This is a genomic window from Methylobacterium sp. CB376, assembly GCF_029714205.1.
Classification (GTDB): domain Bacteria; phylum Pseudomonadota; class Alphaproteobacteria; order Rhizobiales; family Beijerinckiaceae; genus Methylobacterium.
The window spans coordinates 4,821,522-4,840,601 of the sequence record NZ_CP121648.1; the positions used below are offsets into that span (position 1 = coordinate 4,821,522).

At 70.2% G+C, this 19,080-nt stretch carries 18 protein-coding genes; 15 read left to right on the forward strand and 3 right to left on the reverse strand.

Annotated elements, in window-relative coordinates; translation table 11 throughout:
* Positions 1-9: 9 nt before the first annotated feature.
* The 14 genes from nuoH to QA634_RS22130 all read left to right on the forward strand — a co-directional run bounded on the left by nuoH (position 10) and on the right by QA634_RS22130 (position 15,579).
* Entirely contained in the window at positions 10-1,032 is a 1,023-nt protein-coding gene (nuoH, locus tag QA634_RS22065; RefSeq protein WP_012334128.1) for an NADH-quinone oxidoreductase subunit NuoH, read from the forward strand.
* Positions 1,033-1,054: 22 nt separating this feature from the next.
* Complete coding sequence (gene nuoI, locus QA634_RS22070) at positions 1,055-1,543, forward strand: NADH-quinone oxidoreductase subunit NuoI (RefSeq protein ID WP_012334129.1); 489 nt, start codon at positions 1,055-1,057, stop codon at positions 1,541-1,543.
* A gap of 226 nt (positions 1,544-1,769) precedes the next feature.
* On the forward strand, positions 1,770-2,390 hold the full coding sequence (locus QA634_RS22075; protein WP_012334130.1) for an NADH-quinone oxidoreductase subunit J: 621 nt from the start codon (positions 1,770-1,772) through the stop codon (positions 2,388-2,390).
* A gap of 112 nt (positions 2,391-2,502) precedes the next feature.
* A complete protein-coding gene (nuoK, locus tag QA634_RS22080) occupies positions 2,503-2,808 on the forward strand; it encodes an NADH-quinone oxidoreductase subunit NuoK (protein WP_012334131.1) in 306 nt (101 codons plus the stop codon).
* Between the two features lie 56 nt (positions 2,809-2,864).
* A complete protein-coding gene (gene nuoL, locus QA634_RS22085) occupies positions 2,865-4,979 on the forward strand; it encodes an NADH-quinone oxidoreductase subunit L (RefSeq protein WP_012334132.1) in 2,115 nt (704 codons plus the stop codon).
* Positions 4,980-5,019: 40 nt separating this feature from the next.
* Positions 5,020-6,540 carry an NADH-quinone oxidoreductase subunit M gene (locus tag QA634_RS22090; RefSeq protein WP_012334133.1) on the forward strand — a complete coding sequence of 507 codons (1,521 nt, stop codon included), beginning with the start codon at positions 5,020-5,022 and terminating at the stop codon, positions 6,538-6,540.
* Between the two features lie 9 nt (positions 6,541-6,549).
* Complete coding sequence (gene nuoN / locus QA634_RS22095) at positions 6,550-7,998, forward strand: NADH-quinone oxidoreductase subunit NuoN (protein ID WP_012334134.1); 1,449 nt, start codon at positions 6,550-6,552, stop codon at positions 7,996-7,998.
* Positions 7,999-8,007: 9 nt separating this feature from the next.
* Positions 8,008-8,802, forward strand: a complete 795-nt coding sequence (locus QA634_RS22100; protein WP_012334135.1) for a biotin--[acetyl-CoA-carboxylase] ligase — start codon at positions 8,008-8,010, stop codon at positions 8,800-8,802.
* Between the two features lie 189 nt (positions 8,803-8,991).
* Positions 8,992-10,665 carry a ribonuclease J gene (locus QA634_RS22105; protein WP_012334136.1) on the forward strand — a complete coding sequence of 558 codons (1,674 nt, stop codon included), beginning with the start codon at positions 8,992-8,994 and terminating at the stop codon, positions 10,663-10,665.
* Positions 10,666-10,785: 120 nt separating this feature from the next.
* Complete coding sequence (gene mce / locus QA634_RS22110; protein ID WP_012334137.1) at positions 10,786-11,190, forward strand: methylmalonyl-CoA epimerase; 405 nt, start codon at positions 10,786-10,788, stop codon at positions 11,188-11,190.
* Between the two features lie 3 nt (positions 11,191-11,193).
* Positions 11,194-11,529 (forward strand): DUF1467 family protein, encoded by a 336-nt coding sequence (locus QA634_RS22115; protein ID WP_012334138.1) that lies wholly within the window; start codon positions 11,194-11,196, stop codon positions 11,527-11,529.
* A gap of 552 nt (positions 11,530-12,081) precedes the next feature.
* On the forward strand, positions 12,082-13,416 hold the full coding sequence (gene proS / locus QA634_RS22120) for a proline--tRNA ligase (RefSeq protein WP_012334139.1): 1,335 nt from the start codon (positions 12,082-12,084) through the stop codon (positions 13,414-13,416).
* Between the two features lie 43 nt (positions 13,417-13,459).
* Positions 13,460-14,761: a lipoprotein-releasing ABC transporter permease subunit gene (locus tag QA634_RS22125; RefSeq protein WP_012334140.1), complete on the forward strand. Its 1,302-nt coding sequence runs from the start codon at positions 13,460-13,462 to the stop codon at positions 14,759-14,761.
* Between the two features lie 113 nt (positions 14,762-14,874).
* Positions 14,875-15,579: an ABC transporter ATP-binding protein gene (locus QA634_RS22130; RefSeq protein WP_012334141.1), complete on the forward strand. Its 705-nt coding sequence runs from the start codon at positions 14,875-14,877 to the stop codon at positions 15,577-15,579.
* A gap of 69 nt (positions 15,580-15,648) precedes the next feature.
* On the opposite strand, the gene QA634_RS22135 is transcribed toward QA634_RS22130, so the two are convergent.
* The 3 genes from QA634_RS22135 to QA634_RS22145 all read right to left on the reverse strand — a co-directional run bounded on the left by QA634_RS22135 (position 15,649) and on the right by QA634_RS22145 (position 18,553).
* On the reverse strand, positions 15,649-16,839 hold the full coding sequence (locus tag QA634_RS22135) for an ABC transporter permease (RefSeq protein WP_012334142.1): 1,191 nt from the start codon (positions 16,837-16,839) through the stop codon (positions 15,649-15,651).
* Between the two features lie 19 nt (positions 16,840-16,858).
* The gene (locus tag QA634_RS22140; RefSeq protein ID WP_012334143.1) at positions 16,859-17,320 is read right to left on the reverse strand and encodes a DUF4112 domain-containing protein; all 462 of its coding nucleotides are present in this window, start codon (positions 17,318-17,320) and stop codon (positions 16,859-16,861) included.
* A gap of 81 nt (positions 17,321-17,401) precedes the next feature.
* Complete coding sequence (locus QA634_RS22145; RefSeq protein ID WP_012334144.1) at positions 17,402-18,553, reverse strand: aminotransferase; 1,152 nt, start codon at positions 18,551-18,553, stop codon at positions 17,402-17,404.
* 315 nt (positions 18,554-18,868) lie between these two features.
* Between QA634_RS22145 and QA634_RS22150 the strand changes: the two genes are divergently transcribed.
* Complete coding sequence (locus QA634_RS22150) at positions 18,869-19,030, forward strand: hypothetical protein (protein ID WP_012334145.1); 162 nt, start codon at positions 18,869-18,871, stop codon at positions 19,028-19,030.
* Positions 19,031-19,080 lie beyond the last annotated feature (50 nt).

Below are 19,080 nucleotides of genomic sequence, written 5' to 3' on the forward strand. Positions count from 1 at the left end.
GACCACCCCATGAGCGTCACCGACATCCTGCTGACGGTCGGCCTCGTCGCGCTGAAGAGCGTGGTGCTGCTGGTCGCGCTCCTCGTCTTCATCGCCTACGCGCTCCTCGCCGACCGGAAGATCTGGGCGGCGGTGCAGCTGCGGCGCGGCCCGAACGTGGTCGGCCCCTGGGGCCTGTTCCAGTCCTTCGCCGACCTGCTGAAGTTCGTGATCAAGGAGCCGGTCATCCCGGCGGGCGCCAACAAGGCGCTCTACCTGCTGGCGCCGTTCGGCTTCGCGACCCTGGCGCTCTCGGCCTGGGCGGTGATCCCGCTGGCGGATAACTGGGCGATCGCCGACATCAACGTCGGCATCATCTACATCTTCGCGATCTCGTCGCTCGGCGTCTACGGCGTGATCATGGGCGGCTGGGCCTCGAACTCGAAATACGCCTTCCTGGGCGCGCTCCGCTCGGCCGCCCAGATGGTGTCCTACGAGGTGTCGCTCGGCTTCGTGATCATCACCGTGCTGATGTGCGCGGGCTCCCTCAACCTCTCCCAGATCGTCCGCGCGCAGGACACCGCGCTCGGGATCTTCGGCTGGTACTGGCTCTGGCTGTTCCCGATGTTCGCGGTGTTCTTCGTGTCGGCGCTGGCCGAGACGAACCGCCCGCCCTTCGACCTGCCGGAGGCCGAATCGGAGCTCGTGGCGGGCTACATGGTCGAGTATTCCTCGACCCCGTACCTGCTGTTCATGCTCGGCGAGTACGTGGCGATCATCACCATGTGCGCGCTCGGCACGATCCTGTTCATGGGCGGCTGGCTCTCGCCGATCCCCTTCGCGCCGTTCACCTGGGTGCCGGGCGTGATCTGGTTCACCCTGAAGGCGAGCTTCCTGTTCTTCCTGATCGCCATGGTCAAGGCGATGGTCCCCCGCTACCGCTACGACCAGCTCATGCGGCTCGGCTGGAAGGTCTTCCTCCCGCTCTCGCTCATCATGGTCTTCGTCGTCGCCTTCGTCCTGAAAGTGACCGGCCTCGCGCCGGTCTCCTGAACCCCGCATTGGAGATTGAGCGATGAGGCTCGATCAGGTCGCCCGCAGCCTGCTGCTGAAGGAGTTCGTGTCGGGGTTCGCCCTCGCCATGCGCTACCTGTTCAAGCCGAAGGCGACGATCAACTACCCCTTCGAGATGGGCCACCGCTCGCCGCGCTTCCGCGGCGAGCACGCGCTGCGCCGGTACCCCAACGGCGAGGAGCGCTGCATCGCCTGCAAGCTCTGCGAGGCGGTCTGCCCGGCCCAGGCCATCACCATCGAGGCCGGGCCGCGCCGCAATGACGGCACCCGCCGCACCACCCGCTACGACATCGACATGGTGAAGTGCATCTATTGCGGGATGTGCCAGGAGGCCTGCCCGGTGGACGCCATCGTCGAGGGCCCGAACTTCGAGTTCTCGGTCGAGACCCGCGAGGAGCTGCTCTACGACAAGCAGCGGCTGCTCGCGAACGGCGACCGCTGGGAGCGCGAGATCGCGCGCAACATCGCCGCGGACGCACCCTATCGCTGAGGCGAGCGGCGAGCGGCGGGCGGCGACGGGCCGACGCGGCGCCCGCCGAGGCTCCGGAGGGTCGTCCCGCCCGCCATTCGCCGCGCGACGCCGACCATTCGCCTCCGCGGCGGGCTTTCCCGTTGTGCGCCGCGGGAGCGGGTTCTATAGACGGGCCGCCGGGGAACCGGGGGTCGCTCATCGGCACCAGGCAGGAGACCGCCGCGAGGCGGCGTGAGTTCACCGCATGACCGCAGCCGCCGCCTTCTTCTACCTCTTCGCCGCGATCACCGTCGCCTCGGGCCTCGTGGTGATCGCCGCCCGCAACCCGGTCACCTCGGTCCTGTTCCTGATCCTCGCCTTCGTGAACGCGGCCGGCCTGTTCGTGCTGATGGGCGCCGAGTTCCTGGCGATGATCCTGGTGGTCGTCTACGTCGGCGCGGTGGCGGTGCTGTTCCTCTTCGTCGTGATGATGCTCGACGTGGACTTCGCCGAGCTGCGCCAGGGCTTCCAGGACTACCTGCCGGTCGGCGCGCTGATCGGCGCCGTGTTCCTGATCGAGCTCCTGCTTGTGGTCGGCTCCTGGGCGATCGATCCGGGTCTCGTCCACGCGCCCCTCGCGGTGGCGCCCGGCGGCGAGCAGATCACCAACACGCAGGCGCTCGGCCTGGTTCTCTACACCAACTACTTCTTCTTCTTCCAGATTGCCGGCCTGATCCTGCTCGTCGCGATGATCGGCGCGATCGTGCTGACGCTGCGCGACCGGCCCGGCGTGAAGCGCCAGGACATCGCGGTGCAGAACGCGCGCACCCAGGCCCTGGCGGTCGAGCTGCGCAAGGTGCCGACGCGCCAGGGCGTCGAGGTGTGACGGCGGGACCGGGCACGGTCCGGCCCCCCTCTCCCGCGCCGGGAAGGGGCGCCGCGCCGCCGCGACGGCACGCTGATTCGAGACGGCCGCAGCCCGGCCGAGAGGCAGACAGATGATCGGTTTGAGCCATTACCTCACGGTCGCGGCGATCCTGTTCACGCTCGGCGTGCTCGGCATCTTCATCAACCGCAAGAACGTGATCGTGATCCTGATGTGCGTCGAGCTGATCCTGCTCGCCGTGAACATCAACCTCGTCGCGTTCTCGACCCACCTGGGCGACATCGTCGGGCAGGTCTTCGCCCTGTTCGTGCTGACGGTGGCGGCCGCCGAGGCGGCGATCGGCCTCGCGATCCTGGTGGTGTTCTTCCGCAACCGCGGCTCGATCGCGGTCGAGGACGTCAACATGATGAAGGGCTGAGGACTCCCCCGCCCCCACTGAACCCCGAGCCGTAGCCCCGAGGCCGGACCCCGAGCATGTACCACGCGATCATCTTCCTGCCCCTCATCGGCTCCCTCATCGCCGGCCTGTTCGGCCGCCGGATCGGGGCCAAGGCGAGCGAGGTCGTCACCACCTCGATCCTGTTCTTCGCCGCGCTCCTGTCCTGGGTGGCCTTCTTCGAAGTCACGGCCGGGGAGGGGCACGGGGCGACCCGGATCCAGGTCGCGCATTGGTTCTCGGCCGGCGACCTCGTCGTCGACTGGGCGTTCCGGGCCGACACGCTCACCGTGGTGATGCTGGTCGTCGTCACCGGCGTGTCGTCGCTCGTGCACCTCTACTCCATGGGCTACATGGAGGAGGATCCGCACCGGCCGCGCTTCTTCGCCTACCTGTCGCTGTTCACCTTCGCCATGCTGATGCTGGTGACGGCCGACAACCTCGTGCAGATGTTCTTCGGCTGGGAGGGCGTCGGCCTCGCCTCCTACCTGCTGATCGGGTTCTGGTACGAGAAGCCCTCGGCCAACGCCGCCGCGATGAAGGCCTTCATCGTCAACCGGGTCGGCGATTTCGGCTTCTCCCTCGGCATCTTCCTGGTCTTCGTGCTGTTCGGCTCGGTCGCCTTCGACGGGATCTTCCCGCGCGTCGCCGAGGTGAAGGATGCGGGCTTCCACTTCCTCGGCACCGACTGGAACGCGCTCACGCTCGCCTGCCTGCTGCTGTTCATGGGCGCGATGGGCAAGTCGGCGCAGTTCCTGCTGCATACCTGGCTGCCCGACGCCATGGAGGGCCCGACCCCGGTCTCGGCCCTGATCCACGCCGCCACCATGGTGACGGCCGGCGTGTTCATGGTGGCGCGGCTCTCGCCCCTCTTCGAGGCGGCGCCGGCGGCGCTCACCGTCGTCACCGTGATCGGCGGCATCACGGCCTTCTTCGCCGCGACGGTCGGCCTGGTCCAGAACGACATCAAGCGGGTCATCGCCTACTCGACCTGCTCGCAGCTCGGCTACATGTTCGTGGCGCTCGGGGTCGGCGCCTACGCGGCCGGCGTGTTCCACCTCTTCACCCACGCCTTCTTCAAGGCGCTGCTGTTCCTCGGCGCCGGCTCGGTCATCCACGCGATGCACCACGAGCAGGACATGCGGAACATGGGCGCCCTGCGCCGCTACATCCCCTTCACCAGCCTGATGATGACGATCGGGACGCTGGCGCTGATCGGCTTCCCGTTCACGGCCGGCTACTACTCGAAGGACGCGATCATCGAGGCGGCCTACATGTCGACCCGGCCGGGCCACGTGCTGGCCTTCCTGGCGACGGTGGTCGCGGCCTTCTTCACCTCGTTCTATTCCTGGCGCCTGTACTTCCTCACCTTCGAGGGACCGGCCCGCTGGCAGCACGCCCACGCGGACGCCCACCACGGCGGCGCTCACGGCGATGCCCACCACGCGGTCGCCGCCCACACGCAGGAGGCGGATGGGGCGCCGGGCCACCACGAGGGCGTCGCCCACGACGACAAGGGCCACGACGTCGAGCCCGTCTCGCACTCGGACCTTGAGCATCACGGCGACCACCACGCCCACGTGCCGCACGAGAGCCCGCGGGTGATGACGATCCCGCTCGCCCTGCTGGCCCTCGGCGCGGTCTTCGCCGGCCTGGTGTTCAAGAACCGCTTCATCGGCGAGGGCATGGACGAGTTCTGGAAGGGCGCCCTCGCGCATTCCCCCGACAACCACATCATGCACGCGATCCACGAGGCCCCGGCCTGGGTCTCGGCCTCGCCCTTCGTGATGCTGGTGCTCGGCTTCCTGCTCGCCTACTGGATGTATCTGCGCCGGCCGGAACTGCCGAACCAGCTCGCCGAGAGCCAGCCGCTGCTGTACCGCTTCCTGCTCAACAAGTGGTACTTCGACGAGATCTACGACCGGATCTTCGTGCGCCCGGCGAAGGGCTTCGGCGAGTTCCTGTGGAAGGTCGGCGACGGCGCGATCATCGACGGGCTCGGGCCGAACGGCATCGCGGCCCGGGTGGTCGACGTGACCCGCGGCGTCGTGCGCCTGCAGACCGGCTACGTCTACCACTACGCCTTCGTGATGCTCGTCGGCGTCGCCGCCCTGGTGAGCTGGTACCTCCTGAACGGCGTCGGCGCCCATTGATGACCGCCCGCCTCCTCCCCATCGACCGGAGACGCGTCTGATGTTCGGCCTCGGGATCCTCTCCGGCCTCCTCATCCTGCCCCTCGTCGGCGCCGCCTTCATCCTCACCCTGCAGGGCGACGAGGAGGGGGTGCAGCGCAACGCCCGCTGGGCGGCGCTCGCCGCCACGGTGGCGACCTTCCTGCTCTCCCTCGTCGCCTGGGGGCGCTACGATTCCTCGACCGCGGCCTTCCAGCTCGTCGAGAGCCACGCCTGGCTGACCGAGTCGATCCGCTTCAAGCTCGGCGTCGACGGCTTCTCGATGCCGCTCCTGCTCCTCACCACCTTCCTGATGCCCTTCTGCATCGCGGCCTCCTGGCACGCGATCGGGCATCGGGTGAAGGAGTACTTCGTCGCCTTCCTGGTGCTCGAGACCACGATGATCGGCGTGTTCTGCGCCCTCGACCTCGTGCTGTTCTACCTGTTCTTCGAGGCCGGCCTGATCCCGATGTTCCTGATCATCGGTATCTGGGGCGGCAAGCGCCGGATCTACGCCTCGTTCAAGTTCTTCCTGTACACGCTGCTCGGCTCGGTGCTGATGCTGCTGGCGATCCTGGCCATGTACTGGCAGGCCGGCACCACCGACATCCCGACCCTGCTGCAGCACCGGTTCCCGACCGGGTTGCAGACCTGGCTGTGGCTGGCCTTCTTCGCCTCGTTCGCGGTGAAGATGCCGATGTGGCCGGTCCATACCTGGCTCCCCGACGCCCACGTCGAGGCGCCGACCGCCGGCTCGGTGATCCTGGCGGGCATCCTCCTGAAGATGGGCGGCTACGGCTTCATCCGGGTCTCGCTGCCGATGTTCCCGGACGCCTCGCACCTGTTCGCGCCGCTGGTCTTCGCGCTCTCGATCGTCGCCATCATCTACACCTCGCTGGTCGCGCTGGTGCAGACCGACATCAAGAAGCTCATCGCCTACTCGTCGGTGGCGCATATGGGCTTCGTCACCCTCGGCCTGTTCACGATGACCGAGCAGGGCATCCAGGGCGCGCTGTTCCTGATGATCTCGCACGGCATCGTGTCGGGCGCGCTCTTCCTGTGCGTCGGCGTCATCTACGACCGGATGCACACCCGCGAGATCGCCGCCTATGGCGGGCTCGTGAACCGGATGCCGCTCTACGCGGTGGCCATGATGGTCTTCACCATGGCGAATGTCGGCCTGCCCGGCACCTCGGGCTTCGTCGGCGAGTTCCTGTCGATGCTCGGCGCCTTCCGGGCCAACCCGATGGTGTCGTTCTTCTCGGTCTTCGGCATCATCCTGTCGGCGGCCTACGCGCTCTGGCTGTTCGCCCGGGTGATCTACGGCAAGCTCGACAAGCCGAGCCTGCGGGACATCGCCGACCTCGACCGGCGCGAGATGGCGATCCTCGCCCCGCTGGTGGTGCTGACGATCTACTACGGCTTCCACCCGAGCCCGATCCTCGACACCTTCGCCCCCTCCACCGAGGCCCTGATGCAGGGCCTGCGGGCCGCCCTCTCCTCGACCCAGACCGCCGCCGCGGCGCTCCCGGTCGCGCATTAGAGATCCCCGATGAACGCCGCCCAGATCGTCATGCCGTCCCTCGGGCCGGCCCTGCCGGAGCTGATCCTCGCGCTCGGCGCCCTGGCGCTGATCCTCTACGGCGCCTTCCGGGGCGAGCGCTCCGCGGAGGGCGTCACGGTCGGCGCCATCATCGTGCTGATCGTCGCGCTGTTCAGCGTCCTGACCCAGCCCTTCGCCGCCAAGGTCACCACCTTCAACGGCTCCTTCGTGGTCGATCCCTTCGCCCGGGTGATGAAGGCGCTGACCCTGATCGGCTCCCTCGCCGCCCTGCTGCTGGCCCAGGACCTGTTCAACCGCGCGCGCATCGCCCGCTTCGAGTACCCGATCCTGATCGTGCTGTCGTCGATCGGGATGCTGATCATGGCCTCGGCCAACGACCTGATCGGCCTCTATCTCGGCCTGGAACTGCAATCGCTCGCCGCCTACGTCATCGCCTCCTTCCACCGCGACGACGTGCGCTCGACCGAGGCCGGCCTGAAGTACTTCGTCCTCGGGGCGCTGTCCTCCGGCATGCTGCTCTACGGCGCCTCGCTGGTCTACGGCTTCACCGGGAGCGTGTCCTTCCCGGGCATCGTCACCGCCCTGCGCGAGACCCAGGTCAATCTCGGCCTCGTGCTCGGCATCGTCTTCGTGGCGGCCGGCGTGGCCTTCAAGCTCGCGGCGGTGCCGTTCCACATGTGGACGCCCGACGTCTACGAGGGCGCGCCGACCCCGGTCACGGCCTTCTTCGCCTCGGCGCCCAAGATGGCCGCCATGGCGATGACCGTGCGGGTTTTCGTGGGCGCCTTCCCGGGCGTGGTCGAGGAGTGGCGCCAGATCATGGTGTTCATCGCGATCGCGTCGATGCTGCTGGGCTCCTTCGCCGCCATCGGCCAGCGCAACCTCAAGCGCCTGATGGCCTATTCCTCCATCGGCAATGTCGGCTACGCGCTGATCGGGCTCGCCGCCGGCACCGAGGAGGGCGTGCGCGGCGTCGTCATCTACATGGCGATCTACCTCGCCATGACGCTCGGCGCCTTCGCGATCATCCTGGCGCTGCGGCGCGGCAACCGGATGTTCGACACGATCGACGACCTGTCGGGCCTGTCGCGCACCCATCCCTGGCTGGCCTTCTGCCTCGCCATGATGATGTTCTCGCTCGCCGGCATCCCGCCGCTGGCCGGCTTCTTCGCCAAGTTCTACGTCTTCGCGGCGGCCATCAAGGCGGGGCTGGTCACGCTGGCGGTGATCGGCGTGGTGACCAGCGTGGTCGGGGCCTACTACTACCTGCGCATCGTCAAGGTGATGTACTTCGACGAGCCGCAGGAATCCTACGAGCCGATGGCCCCGGGCCTGCGGATCGTGCTCGCCGCGTCGAGCGTGGTGGTGATCCTGTTCTGGATCGTCCCGGCCCCGCTGGTGGCGGCGGCCGGGACGGCCGCCCGCTCCCTGTTCTGACGCGACCGCATGGCGTTCTCCCTCGACCCCGCGGCGGAGGCCGCGGGGTACCGTCTCGAAGCGCACGACACCCTCGGCTCGACGAGCACGCAGGCCATGGCGCGCGCCCGCGAGGGCGCCGCGGGGCCGCTCTGGGTGGCGGCGCGCCGCCAGACCGAGGGCAGGGGGCGCCGCGGCCGCACCTGGACCTCGCCGGAGGGCAACCTCGCGGCGAGCCTGTACTGGCCGGTGCCGCCCGGCCTCGCGCCCGAGGAGGTCGCGACCCTCGCCTTCGTGGCCGGGCTGAGCCTGGAGGGGGCGCTGGTCCTCGCCGGCGGGCCGGCCCGGGAGGGCTCCCCCCCGCTCCGCCTCAAATGGCCGAACGACGTGCTCGCCGGGAGCGCCAAGCTCGCCGGCATCCTGCTCGAGATGGAGTCGCTTCCGCGGGGCGCCGCGCTGGTGGTCGGTTTCGGCGTCAACGTGGCTGCCGCGCCCGAGGGACTGCCCTATCTGGCCACCTCGCTCGCCGCGATCGGGCGGCCCGCCGAGGCCGAGGGCCTGCTGCGGCAGCTCACGGGAACTTGGCTGCGCTGGCTCCGGATATGGGATGAGGGCCGCGGCTTCCCGGCGATCCGCGAGGCGTGGCTCGCGCGCGCCGCGGGGCTGGAGGGGCCGGCGCTGGTTCGGGCGGGATCGGAACGGCTGTCCGGAACGTTCGAGACGATCGATTCGCGCGGGAGGCTGGTCCTGCGCCTGCCCGACGGGGCGCGCCGCACGGTCACGGCCGGCGAGGTGCATTTCGGTTCGGCCGCGACGGCGGCGTGAGGCGGGGGCCGGGACGGCGCCGGACGGGCGACGACGGCCGCGGGAGCGAGACTGGACGGGGCGCCCGGCGCCGCCGTCCCCGGCCGCCTGGGTGCGGCCGCAACGGACATGACGGCGCCGTGACCGTGACGGCAGTGAGCCGTTTTTCGAGGAGGGCCGCGACGGCGGCCCATGAGGTGTTGTGTGTCCATGACGACGAAGGGAGATGAACTCGTCTTCGTGCCGCTCGGCGGCGTCGGCGAGATCGGGATGAATGCGGCCCTGTACGGCTACGGCCCGCCCAATTCCCGCAAGTGGATCATGGTCGATTGCGGCATGGGCTTCGCGAGCGAGGAGCACATGCCCGGCGTCGACCTGATGTACCCGGACCTGAGCTTCATCGAGAAGCAGCGCGAGAACCTGCTCGGCATCCTGATCACCCACGGCCACGAGGACCATATCGGGGCGCTGGTCGAACTCTGGCCGCGGCTGAAGGTGCCGGTCTACGCGACGCGGTTCACGAAGAGCCTGATCGAGACCCGCCGGCTCAGCGAGCCCGGGGCGCCGAAGATCGACCTGCGCGAGATCCAGGTGCACGAGCGCCACCGCTTCGGTCCGTTCGAGATCGAGTACATCCCGGTCGCCCACTCGATCCCCGAGGCGAACGCGCTGGCCATCCGCACCGCCCAGGGCCTCGTCCTGCATACCGGCGACTGGAAGCTCGACGACGGGCCCGTCGCCGGCAACGTGACCTCCGAGGAGGCGTTCACGCAGCTCGGCGAGGAGGGCGTGCTCGCCCTGATCTGCGATTCCACCAACGTGACCCGGGAGGGCCGCTCGCCGAGCGAGACCGAGGTGGCGGCCCAGCTCGCCGAGCTGATCCGGAACGCGCCGCACCGGGTCGCGGTGACCACCTTCGCGTCGAACGTCGCCCGCATCCGCGCCGTCGCCGAGGCCGCCAAGGCCTGCGGCCGCGAGGTGGTGGCGGTCGGCCGCGCCATGGACCGGGTCATCGACGTCGCCCGGGAATGCGGCTACCTCGACGGGCTCGACGAGTTCCGCGAGCCCGAGGCCTACGGCTACCTGCCGCGCGAGAAGATCGTCGCCCTGCTCACCGGCTCGCAGGGCGAGCCGCGGGCGGCGCTGGCGCGCGTCTCCCGCGAGGAGCACCCGGAGATCGCCCTCTCGCCGGGCGACCGGGTCATCTTCTCCTCGCGGGCGATTCCGGGCAACGAGCGCTCGATCGGCGCGATCATCAACGACCTGATCGATGCCGGGGTCGAGGTGATCACCGACCGCACGGAGCTCGTCCACGTCTCGGGTCATCCGCGCCGGGACGAACTCGCCGCCATGTATCGCTGGACCAAGCCGCGCATCGCGGTGCCGGTCCACGGCGAGCCCCTGCACCTCGCCGAGCACGCGACCTTCGCCCGCAAGCAGGGCGTGGAGCAGGTGGTGAAGGCCCGCAACGGCACCCTGATCCGCCTCGCCCCGGGCGAGCCCGAGATCATCGACCACGTCACCCGCGGGCGCCTCTACAAGGACGGCATGGTGCTGATCGGCGAGAGCGACCGCGCCCTGCCGGAGCGGCGCAAGCTCTCCTTCACGGGCATCATCTCGGTCGCGCTGGCCGTCGACCAGCACGGGGAGATGAAGGGCGAGCCGGCCATCGACCTGATGGGCCTGCCGACCTACGGCCGCAAGGGCGAGGCGATCATCGACCTCGTCGAGGAGGTGGTCGAGCGCACCTTCGACGGCCTGTCGCGCCAGAAGCGGCGCGATTCCGAGGCGGTCGAGAACGCCATCGACCGGGCCATCCGGGCCGCCGTCAACGAGGTCTGGGGCAAGAAGCCCGCCTGCCACGTTCAGGTGGTCGAGATCTGACGGTCGCGCGCGCTCGGGGCGGGGCGAACCCCGCCCCCTCCGATCCGACGAAAGACCGGGTTGGCGCGCCGTGACCGCGTGTCAAACGAAAGGCGCCACTCGGAAAAGGAGCCAGGGACCATGATCGGCCGGTTGAATCACGTCGCCATCGCGGTGAAGGACCTCGACGCCGCCGCGAAGGTCTACCGCGACACGCTCGGCGCGGCGCTGTCGCCGCCCCTCGCGCAGCCGGAGCACGGCGTCACGGTCATCTTCGTCGAGTTGCCCAACAGCAAGATCGAGCTGCTCGAACCGCTCGGGGCCGACTCGCCGATCGCCGCCTTCCTGGAGCGCAACCCGGGCGGCGGCATCCACCACGTCTGCTACGAGGTCGACGATATCCTGGCGGCCCGGGACCGGCTGAAGGGCGAGGGGGCCCGCATCCTCGGCAGCGGCGAGCCGCGCATCGGCGCGCACGGCAAGCCGGTGCTGTTCCTGCACCCGAAGGACTTCCTCGGGACGCTGGTCGAGCTGGAGCAGGCCTGAGGCGTGCTGGAGACGATCCTCGACCGCGCCACCGCCTCGATCCCGCGGGCGCTCCTCGCCTGTGCCCTGGCGATGCTCCCCGCCCTGCTCGTCGCGACGGGGCCGTTCCGGCTCACCTGGTTCGGGGCGCTCGCCCTCTACTTCGTGGTCTGGTGGACGCTGCTCTTCTGCGTCCTGCCCTTCCGCGCCCGGGACGACGGGTCGCAGCCCTACGTGCCGGGCCAGGACCCGGGCGCGCCGCCGCTCCCGCAGATGCGGCGCAAGGCGCTGTGGACCACTCTGCTCTCGGACGTTGTGTTCCTGGCCGCCGTCGCGGCCTTCCCGCTCGCCGGGCTGTGATCCCGGCCGGCTCCGGGGAGCCGGCCAACCGTTACCGTCGCGCCCTTCCGCAGCGGCAGAGCCCGCACGCTTCGGCGAACCCCGCGCTCATTTGATGATGCGACGATCGGGACCTGAGAAATAAAAAAGCAAGGCTCGGGAGCCTTGCTTGATAAGCTTCTGGACGTTCTCGTCAGCCACGATCTTGGTCTTTCACCCCATCGGGTGTTTCGGCTGACTATTCCTCCCGAGACTCGGACCTTGCGTGCCGGCGTTCAGCACCGTCTGGGGTGCCTCGCACGGGCGGTTATAGGAAGAAGAGTTCGCATTGTCACGCCTTTCGAGGGCGCGTGTTGCGTTTTTTTGCATGGGGGCAGGCGAGGCCTGCTCCGGCGGGGCCGCAGCCGCTCCGACAAGTTCTATTCCGGTGGTCAGGATCGCAACGGTTGCATCGCGCGCGCCCCGAGGGGGACGACGCGCCGCTTGTGTTTTGGCGGAGCAGTGTGTTGTGTGCCCGGGCGAGTCGGGCCGGTGCGGCCCGGCGCGCGCCCTCGTGCCCGCCCAAGGTCCCGCATGCGTCTCAGCCGCTACTTCCTGCCCATCCTGCGCGAGACTCCGAAGGAAGCGGAGATCGTCTCGCACCGGCTGATGCTCCGCGCCGGCATGATCCGGCAGGAGGCCGCGGGGATCTACGCGTGGCTGCCCCTCGGCCTGCGCGTGCTCAACCGCGTGGTGGAGGTGATCCGGGCCGAGCAGGACCGCAGCGGCGCGATCGAACTCCTGATGCCGACGATCCAGTCGGCCGAGCTGTGGCGCGAATCGGGCCGCTACGAGGCCTACGGCAAGGAGATGCTGCGCATCCGCGACCGGCACGAGCGCGAGATGCTGTTCGGCCCGACCAACGAGGAGATGATCACCGCGATCTTCCGCTCGGCGGTGCGCTCCTACAAGGACCTGCCGAAGAGCCTCTACCATATTCAGTGGAAGTTCCGGGACGAGGTCCGGCCCCGCTTCGGCACGATGCGGTCGCGGGAGTTCCTGATGAAGGACGCCTATTCCTTCGACCTCGACGAGGCGGGGGCGCGGCACGCCTACAACAAGATGTTCGTGGCCTACCTGCGCACCTTCGCGCGGCTCGGCCTCAAGGCGATCCCGATGCGGGCCGAGACCGGGCCGATCGGCGGCAACCTGAGCCACGAATTCATCATCCTGGCCCAGACGGGCGAGAGCGAGGTCTATTGCGACCGCGCCTACCTGGACTTCCCGATCCCGCCCGGCTCGACGGATTTCGACGACGTCGCGGCCCTGCAGGCGACGGTCGACCACTGGACCTCGCGCTACGCGGCGACCTCCGAGATGCACGAGCCGGAGCGCTTCGCGGCGGTGCCGGAGGAGGCCCGGATGGCGGCGCGCGGCATCGAGGTCGGCCACATCTTCTATTTCGGCACCAAGTATTCCGAGCCGATGGGCGCGCGCGTGACCGGGCCGGACGGGCAGGAGCGGCCCGTGCACATGGGCTCCTACGGCATCGGCCCGAGCCGGCTGGTGGCGGCGATCATCGAGGCGAGCCACGACGAGGCCGGCATCGTCTGGCCGGACGCGGTCGCGCCCTTCGATGTCGGGCTCCTCAACCTGAAGACCGGAGATATTGCCACCGACGCGGCCTGCGCGCGGATCCAGGAGCAGCTGGAGGCGGCGGGCCTGAGCGTCCTCTACGACGACCGCGACGAGCGCCCGGGCGCCAAATTCGCCACCGCCGACCTGATCGGCCTGCCCTGGCAGGTGATCGTCGGGCCGAAGGGGCTGGCCGAGGGGCAGGTCGAGCTGAAGCGGCGCGCCACGGGCGAGCGCGAGACCGTGGCGCCCGACGCGCTCGCCGCGCGGCTGCGCCGGGGCGCGGCCGGTTGATGGCGCCGGCGGCGCGGTCCCGGCGCCGGAGCGCGGGGCGGCCATGCTGACGGTGCTGGAGCGCCTGCGGCGCCGGCTGCCGATCCTCGGCGGGGCCGGCGCCGGCACCCCGCCCTTCGCGCCCTTCGAGTGGGTGATCGCCGGCCGCTACCTGCGCACCCGGCGCAAGGAGGGGTTCGTCTCGGCCATCGCCCTGTTCTCGTTCCTCGGCATCATGCTGGGCGTCGCCACGCTGATCATCGTCCTCTCGGTGATGAGCGGCTTCCGCAAGGAGCTGCTGTCGAAGATCGTCGGCATCAACGGGCACGTCTTCGTGGCGCCGATCGACAAGCCGCTCACCGACTACGCCGACCTGTCGGAGCGGCTCTCGAAGGTGGCGGGCGTCACCCTCGCCCTGCCGATGGTCGAGGGCCAGGCCTTCGCCTCCTCGGCCTATGGCGGCTCGGGGGTGCTGGTGCGCGGCGTGCGGGCCTCGGACCTCGCGCAGATCAGGGCCGTGTCGGGCAACCTGCGCGGCGGCACCCTCGAGAATTTCGACGCCGCCGGCGGCGTCGCGATCGGCCGGCGCCTCGCCGACGCGCTCGGTCTCCAGGTCGGCGACACGATCACGCTGGCGACGCCGAAGGGGGCGACCACGCCCTTCGGGACCGCGCCGCGCATCAAGGGCTACGCCGTCTCGGCGATCTTCGAGGTCGGCATGTCGGAATTCGACGCGACCTTCGTGTACATGCCGCTCACCGAGGCGCAGGCCTTCTTCAATCGGGACGGCGACGTGACGGTGATCGAGGTCTTCCTCGACAACGCCGACGCGGTCGGCGAGGTGCGCTCGGCCCTCGACCTCGCCGCCGAGCGCCCGGTCGTGCTCACTGATTGGCGCCAGCGCAACCGCACCTTCTTCTCGGCGCTCGAAGTCGAGCGCAACGTGATGTTCATCATCCTCACCCTGATCGTGCTGGTGGCGGCGCTCAACATCGTGTCGAGCCTGATCATGCTGGTGAAGGACAAGTCGAGCGACATCGCGATCCTGCGCACCATGGGGGCGACGCGGGGCACGATCATGCGGGTGTTCCTGATCACCGGCGCCTCGATCGGGGTGCTCGGCACGCTGGTAGGCTGCCTGCTCGGCCTCGTCTTCGCGGCCAACATCACGGCGATCCAGCGCACGCTGCTGCCGGGGGTCTGGGACCCGACCGTGCGCTTCCTCTCGGAGATCCCCTCGGAGATCAACCCGAGCGAGGTGGCGGCGGTGGTGCTGATGTCGCTGGTCCTGTCGCTCCTCGCCACGCTCTATCCGTCTTGGCGGGCCGCGCGGCTCGACCCCGTCCAGGCGCTGCGCTACGGCTGAGGCGCGGCGGCCGCGCCTGGCCGCCTGAGGTGTTCGCGTTGATGCTGTCCGTGCCCGCTGCCCGTTCCGTTCCGCCCGCGCGCCGCGCGCCGCCCTGCGGGGCCTGATCCATCATGGACGAGTCCCACGCCCCGCAGCCGGTCCCGGCGCTGTTCCTGTCGCGGGTCGAGCGCCGCTACGCGCAGGCCGAGGGCAGCCTCGCCATCCTGCGCGGCGCCGACCTGGCGATCTGGCCGGGCGAGATCGTCGCGCTGGTGGCGCCCTCGGGCACCGGCAAGTCGACGCTGCTGCACGTCGCCGGCCTGCTGGAGCGGCCGGACGGCGGCGAGGTCTATATCGGCGGCCAGCCGAGCGCCCGCATGGACGACGCCGCCCGCACCCGGATGCGGCGCGAGGAGATGGGCTTCGTCTACCAGGCCCACCACCTGCTGCCGGAATTCTCGGCGCTGGAGAACGTGGTGCTGCCCCAGCTCATCCGCGGCCTGAGCGCCCGGGAGGCGCGCTCGCGGGCGGCCGAGCTGCTCTCCTTCCTGGGGCTGAAGCACCGGCTCGATCACCGGCCCGCGGAATTGTCCGGGGGCGAGCAGCAGCGGGTGGCGATCGCCCGCGCGGTGGCGAACGGCCCGCGCCTGCTGCTGGCCGACGAGCCGACCGGCAACCTCGATCCGCAGACGGCGGCCCACGTCTTCGCGGTGCTGGTCTCGCTGGTGCGCGCCTCGGGCGTCGCGGCGCTGATCGCGACCCACAATTTCGACCTCGCGGCCCGGATGGACCGGCGCGTCACGATCCAGGACGGCCTCGTCGTGCAGGCGGAGTGATCCGGAATCCGACGGATCGCTCCGCGAGGCGGATGTCGGCTGCGCTCAAGCCCCGCCGGGGCGGGCCCGCTACCGGAACGTCTTGCGCGGGTCGAACGCGTCGCGCACGGCCTCGCCGGCGAAGATCAGCAGGCTCAGCATCAGGGCGATCACCGCGAAGCCGGTGAGCCCGAGCCAGGGCGCCTGCAGGTTCGCCTTGCCCTGGGCCAGCAATTCGCCCAGCGACGGCGAGCCCGGCGGCAGGCCGAAGCCCAGGAAATCCAGGGAGGTGAGCGTGGAGATCGAGCCGTTCAGCACGAAGGGCAGGAAGGTCAGCGTCGCCACCATGGCGTTCGGCAGCAGGTGCCGGAACATGATGCGGGCATTGGACAGGCCGAGCGCCCGCGCCGCCCGCACGTACTCGAAGTTGCGCGCCCGCAGGAACTCCGCCCGCACCACCCCGACCAGCGAGACCCAGGAGAACAGCAGCAGGATCCCGAGCAGCACGAAGAAGCTCGGCGTGATGATCGACGAGATGATGATCAGCAGGTAGAGCGACGGGATCGCCGTCCAGATCTCGATCACGCGCTGGAACACGAGGTCGATCCAGCCGCCGAAATAGCCCTGCACCGCGCCGGCGAGCACGCCGACGACCGAGGAGATGATCGACAGGACGAGCCCGAACAGGACCGAGATGCGGAAACCGTAGATCAGGCGGGCGACGACGTCGCGGCCCTGGTCGTCGGTCCCGAGCCAGTTCCACTCGAGGTCCCGGCAGCCCTGCCCGCCGGCCTTCTCGGCGACGGTCCGGCACTGCGCGTCGGTGAGGAGCCAGGTCGGCGGGGCCGGGGCCGGGACCGGCAGGTCGAGGTTGTGGGTGTCGTAGGAGAAGCGGACCGCCGGCCACAGGGCCCAGCCGTTCTCGGCGATCTCCTTGCGGATCACCGGGTCGCGGTAGTCGGTGCGGGCCAGGAACCCGCCGAACTTCTCCTCCGGGTAATCGACGAAGATCGGCGTCAGCAGCTCGCCCTTGTAGAAGATCAGGATCGGCTTGTCGTTGGCGATGAAATCCGCGAACAGGCTGACGACGAACAGCACGCAGAAGATCGCGAACGACCAGGAGCCGCGCCGGTTCGCGCGGAAATTGGCGAGCCGGCGCTGGTTCAGGGGCGAGAGCCGCCGCGTGCCGGTCTCCGGCAGCAGCGGCAGCGGCAGCGGCGCCGCCGCCGGGGAGGCGAGGGGCACCGCGTCGCGTTCGGCCGGGCGGGGACGCTCGTTCATGCCGGCTTCCCCGCGCGGGTCAGTCGAGGCGCGTCGCCGTGCCCTCGATCGTGGACGGGCGCAGGCCGCCGGACCGCTCCAGGTGGCGGCGCAGCAGGCGCACGTTGCGGATATTGGCCTTGAAGGCCGCGTCGAAGAGGTCGCCGACCAGCGGCACCACGCCGACCACCCCGTCGAAGGCCACGTTCGCGGCCATCCGGGCGATCAGCCAGCGCGGCACGCCCAGGCGGCGCGCCTCCCAGATGATGTAGGAGGAGATCGCCGTGGTGATCGCGTCGCCGACCACCGGCACGAGGCCGATCAGCGCGTCGACGCCGACCCGCCGGTTGATCCCCGGGATCAGGAAGGCCGAGTCGAGGAGGTGCGCCAGCACTTCCAGCCGCGCCAGCACCTGCTCGGCATCGACGGCCTGGGCGCGGGCGGGCCGGAACGGGGGGAATTGCGCGGAGAAGCGACCGCCGGCCGTCTGCGTGAAGTCCATCGCGGGGCTCCGAGGCGAGTGCGGGATGTTCATGATCCCGCATGTGGCCCCGGCCCCGCGGCGGAACAAGGAGGGCCCGCATCAGGCGGCCCCGCGCAGCCCGGCGAGGCGCTCCAGGGCGGCGTCGAGCGTGTCGTCCCGCTTGGCGAAGCAGAACCGCACCACGTGGCGCACCGGGTCCTCGGCGTAGAAGGCGCTCACCGGGATCGCCGCGACCCCGTGCCGCCGCACCAGCCGCTCGCAGAAGGCGACGTCGTCGCTCTCCCCGAGCGGCGCGATGTCGATGTTCAGGAAGTAGGTGCCCGCCGCCGGCAGCACGGTGAAGCCGAGGTCGCGCAGCCCCGCCGCGAAGCGGTCCCGCGAGCGGGCGAGCCCCGCCCGCATCCCCTCGAAATAGGCCTCGTCCTTGCCGAGCCCGTAGGCCACCGCCTCCTGGAGGTTCGGCGGCGTGGTGAAGGTGAGGAACTGGTGCGCCTTGGCGAGCACGCGCATCAGCGGCGGGGCGGCCAGGACGAAGCCGACCTTCCAGCCGGTGAGCGAGAAGATCTTGCCCGCCGAGCCGATCTTCACCGTGCGCTCGCGCATGCCCGGCAGCGCCATCAGCGGGCGGTGGCGGCGCCCGTCGAACACCACGTGCTCCCAGACCTCGTCGCAGAGGGCCACCGCGTCGTGGCGCCGGCAGAAGGAGGCGAGGAGCGCGAGATCCGCCTCGCCGAAGATCGTCGCGGTCGGGTTGAGCGGGTTGTTGAGCAGCACCACCCGGGTGCGCGGCGAGAAGGCGGCGGCGAGCGCCGCCTCGTCCAGTGAGAAGTGCGGCGGCGTCAGCCGCACGATGCGTGGCACGCCGCCCGCCCGCCGCACCAGCGGCAGGTAGGCGTCGTACATCGGCGCGAACAGCACGACCTCGTCGCCGGGCTCGATCAGCGCCATCAGCGCGCCCGCCAGCGCCTCGGTGGCGCCGGAAGTGATCATCACCTCGCCGGCCGGATCGACGCTCAGCCCCTGCCAGCGGGCGTAATGCGCCGCCACCGCCTCGCGCAGCCCCGGCAGGCCCATCATCGGCGGGTACTGGTTCCAGCCCGAGACCACCGCCTCGGCGGCGCGGCGCCGGACGTCCTCCGGCCCCGGATCGTCGGGGAAGCCCTGGCCGAGATTGACCGCCCCCGTCTCGCGGGCGAGCGCGGACATGACCTCGAACACCGTGGTCGGCAGGTCGGCGAAGATCGGATTCATGCCCGGAGAATCGGTGCCATCGCGCGAGCGGGGAAAGGTAGGATCTCGCTAGCACGCGCGTGCCGCGTGCGAAACCGCACATCGGCCGCACCCTGTGAACTGACGAAAGTTGACAATCATCACCCGTCCGATAGGGTGTGGACATGCGGCCGGGCTGGCCGCGGTTGCAGCACCGGGCTCCGCCCCCTCGCCCGGTGCAGCGACCTTCGGCCGGCCCGGCCGTACCTTTTTCGGCCTGCCCGCTTGCGGCGCGCGCCGGGCTTGGGCATCACGGCCCGCCGAACTCCGCGCCGAGCCCCGCACCGCATCCGCCCGATGTCCGTCCGTACCTGCCTCCTCCTCGGCTGCCTCGCGGCGCTGCTCGGCCTCGGCCTGCGGCTCGGCCTGCCGGTGCGCCCGGTCGACGAGGCCTACCGGGCGACCGTGCGCGACGTCCTGGCGCAGCGCCGCCTCGTCGTCGAGCAGGGCCTGCGCTGAGCCGCGCGGGCGGTCCCGCGCGCCGGCCCGAGGGGCCGCGTTCAGCAATC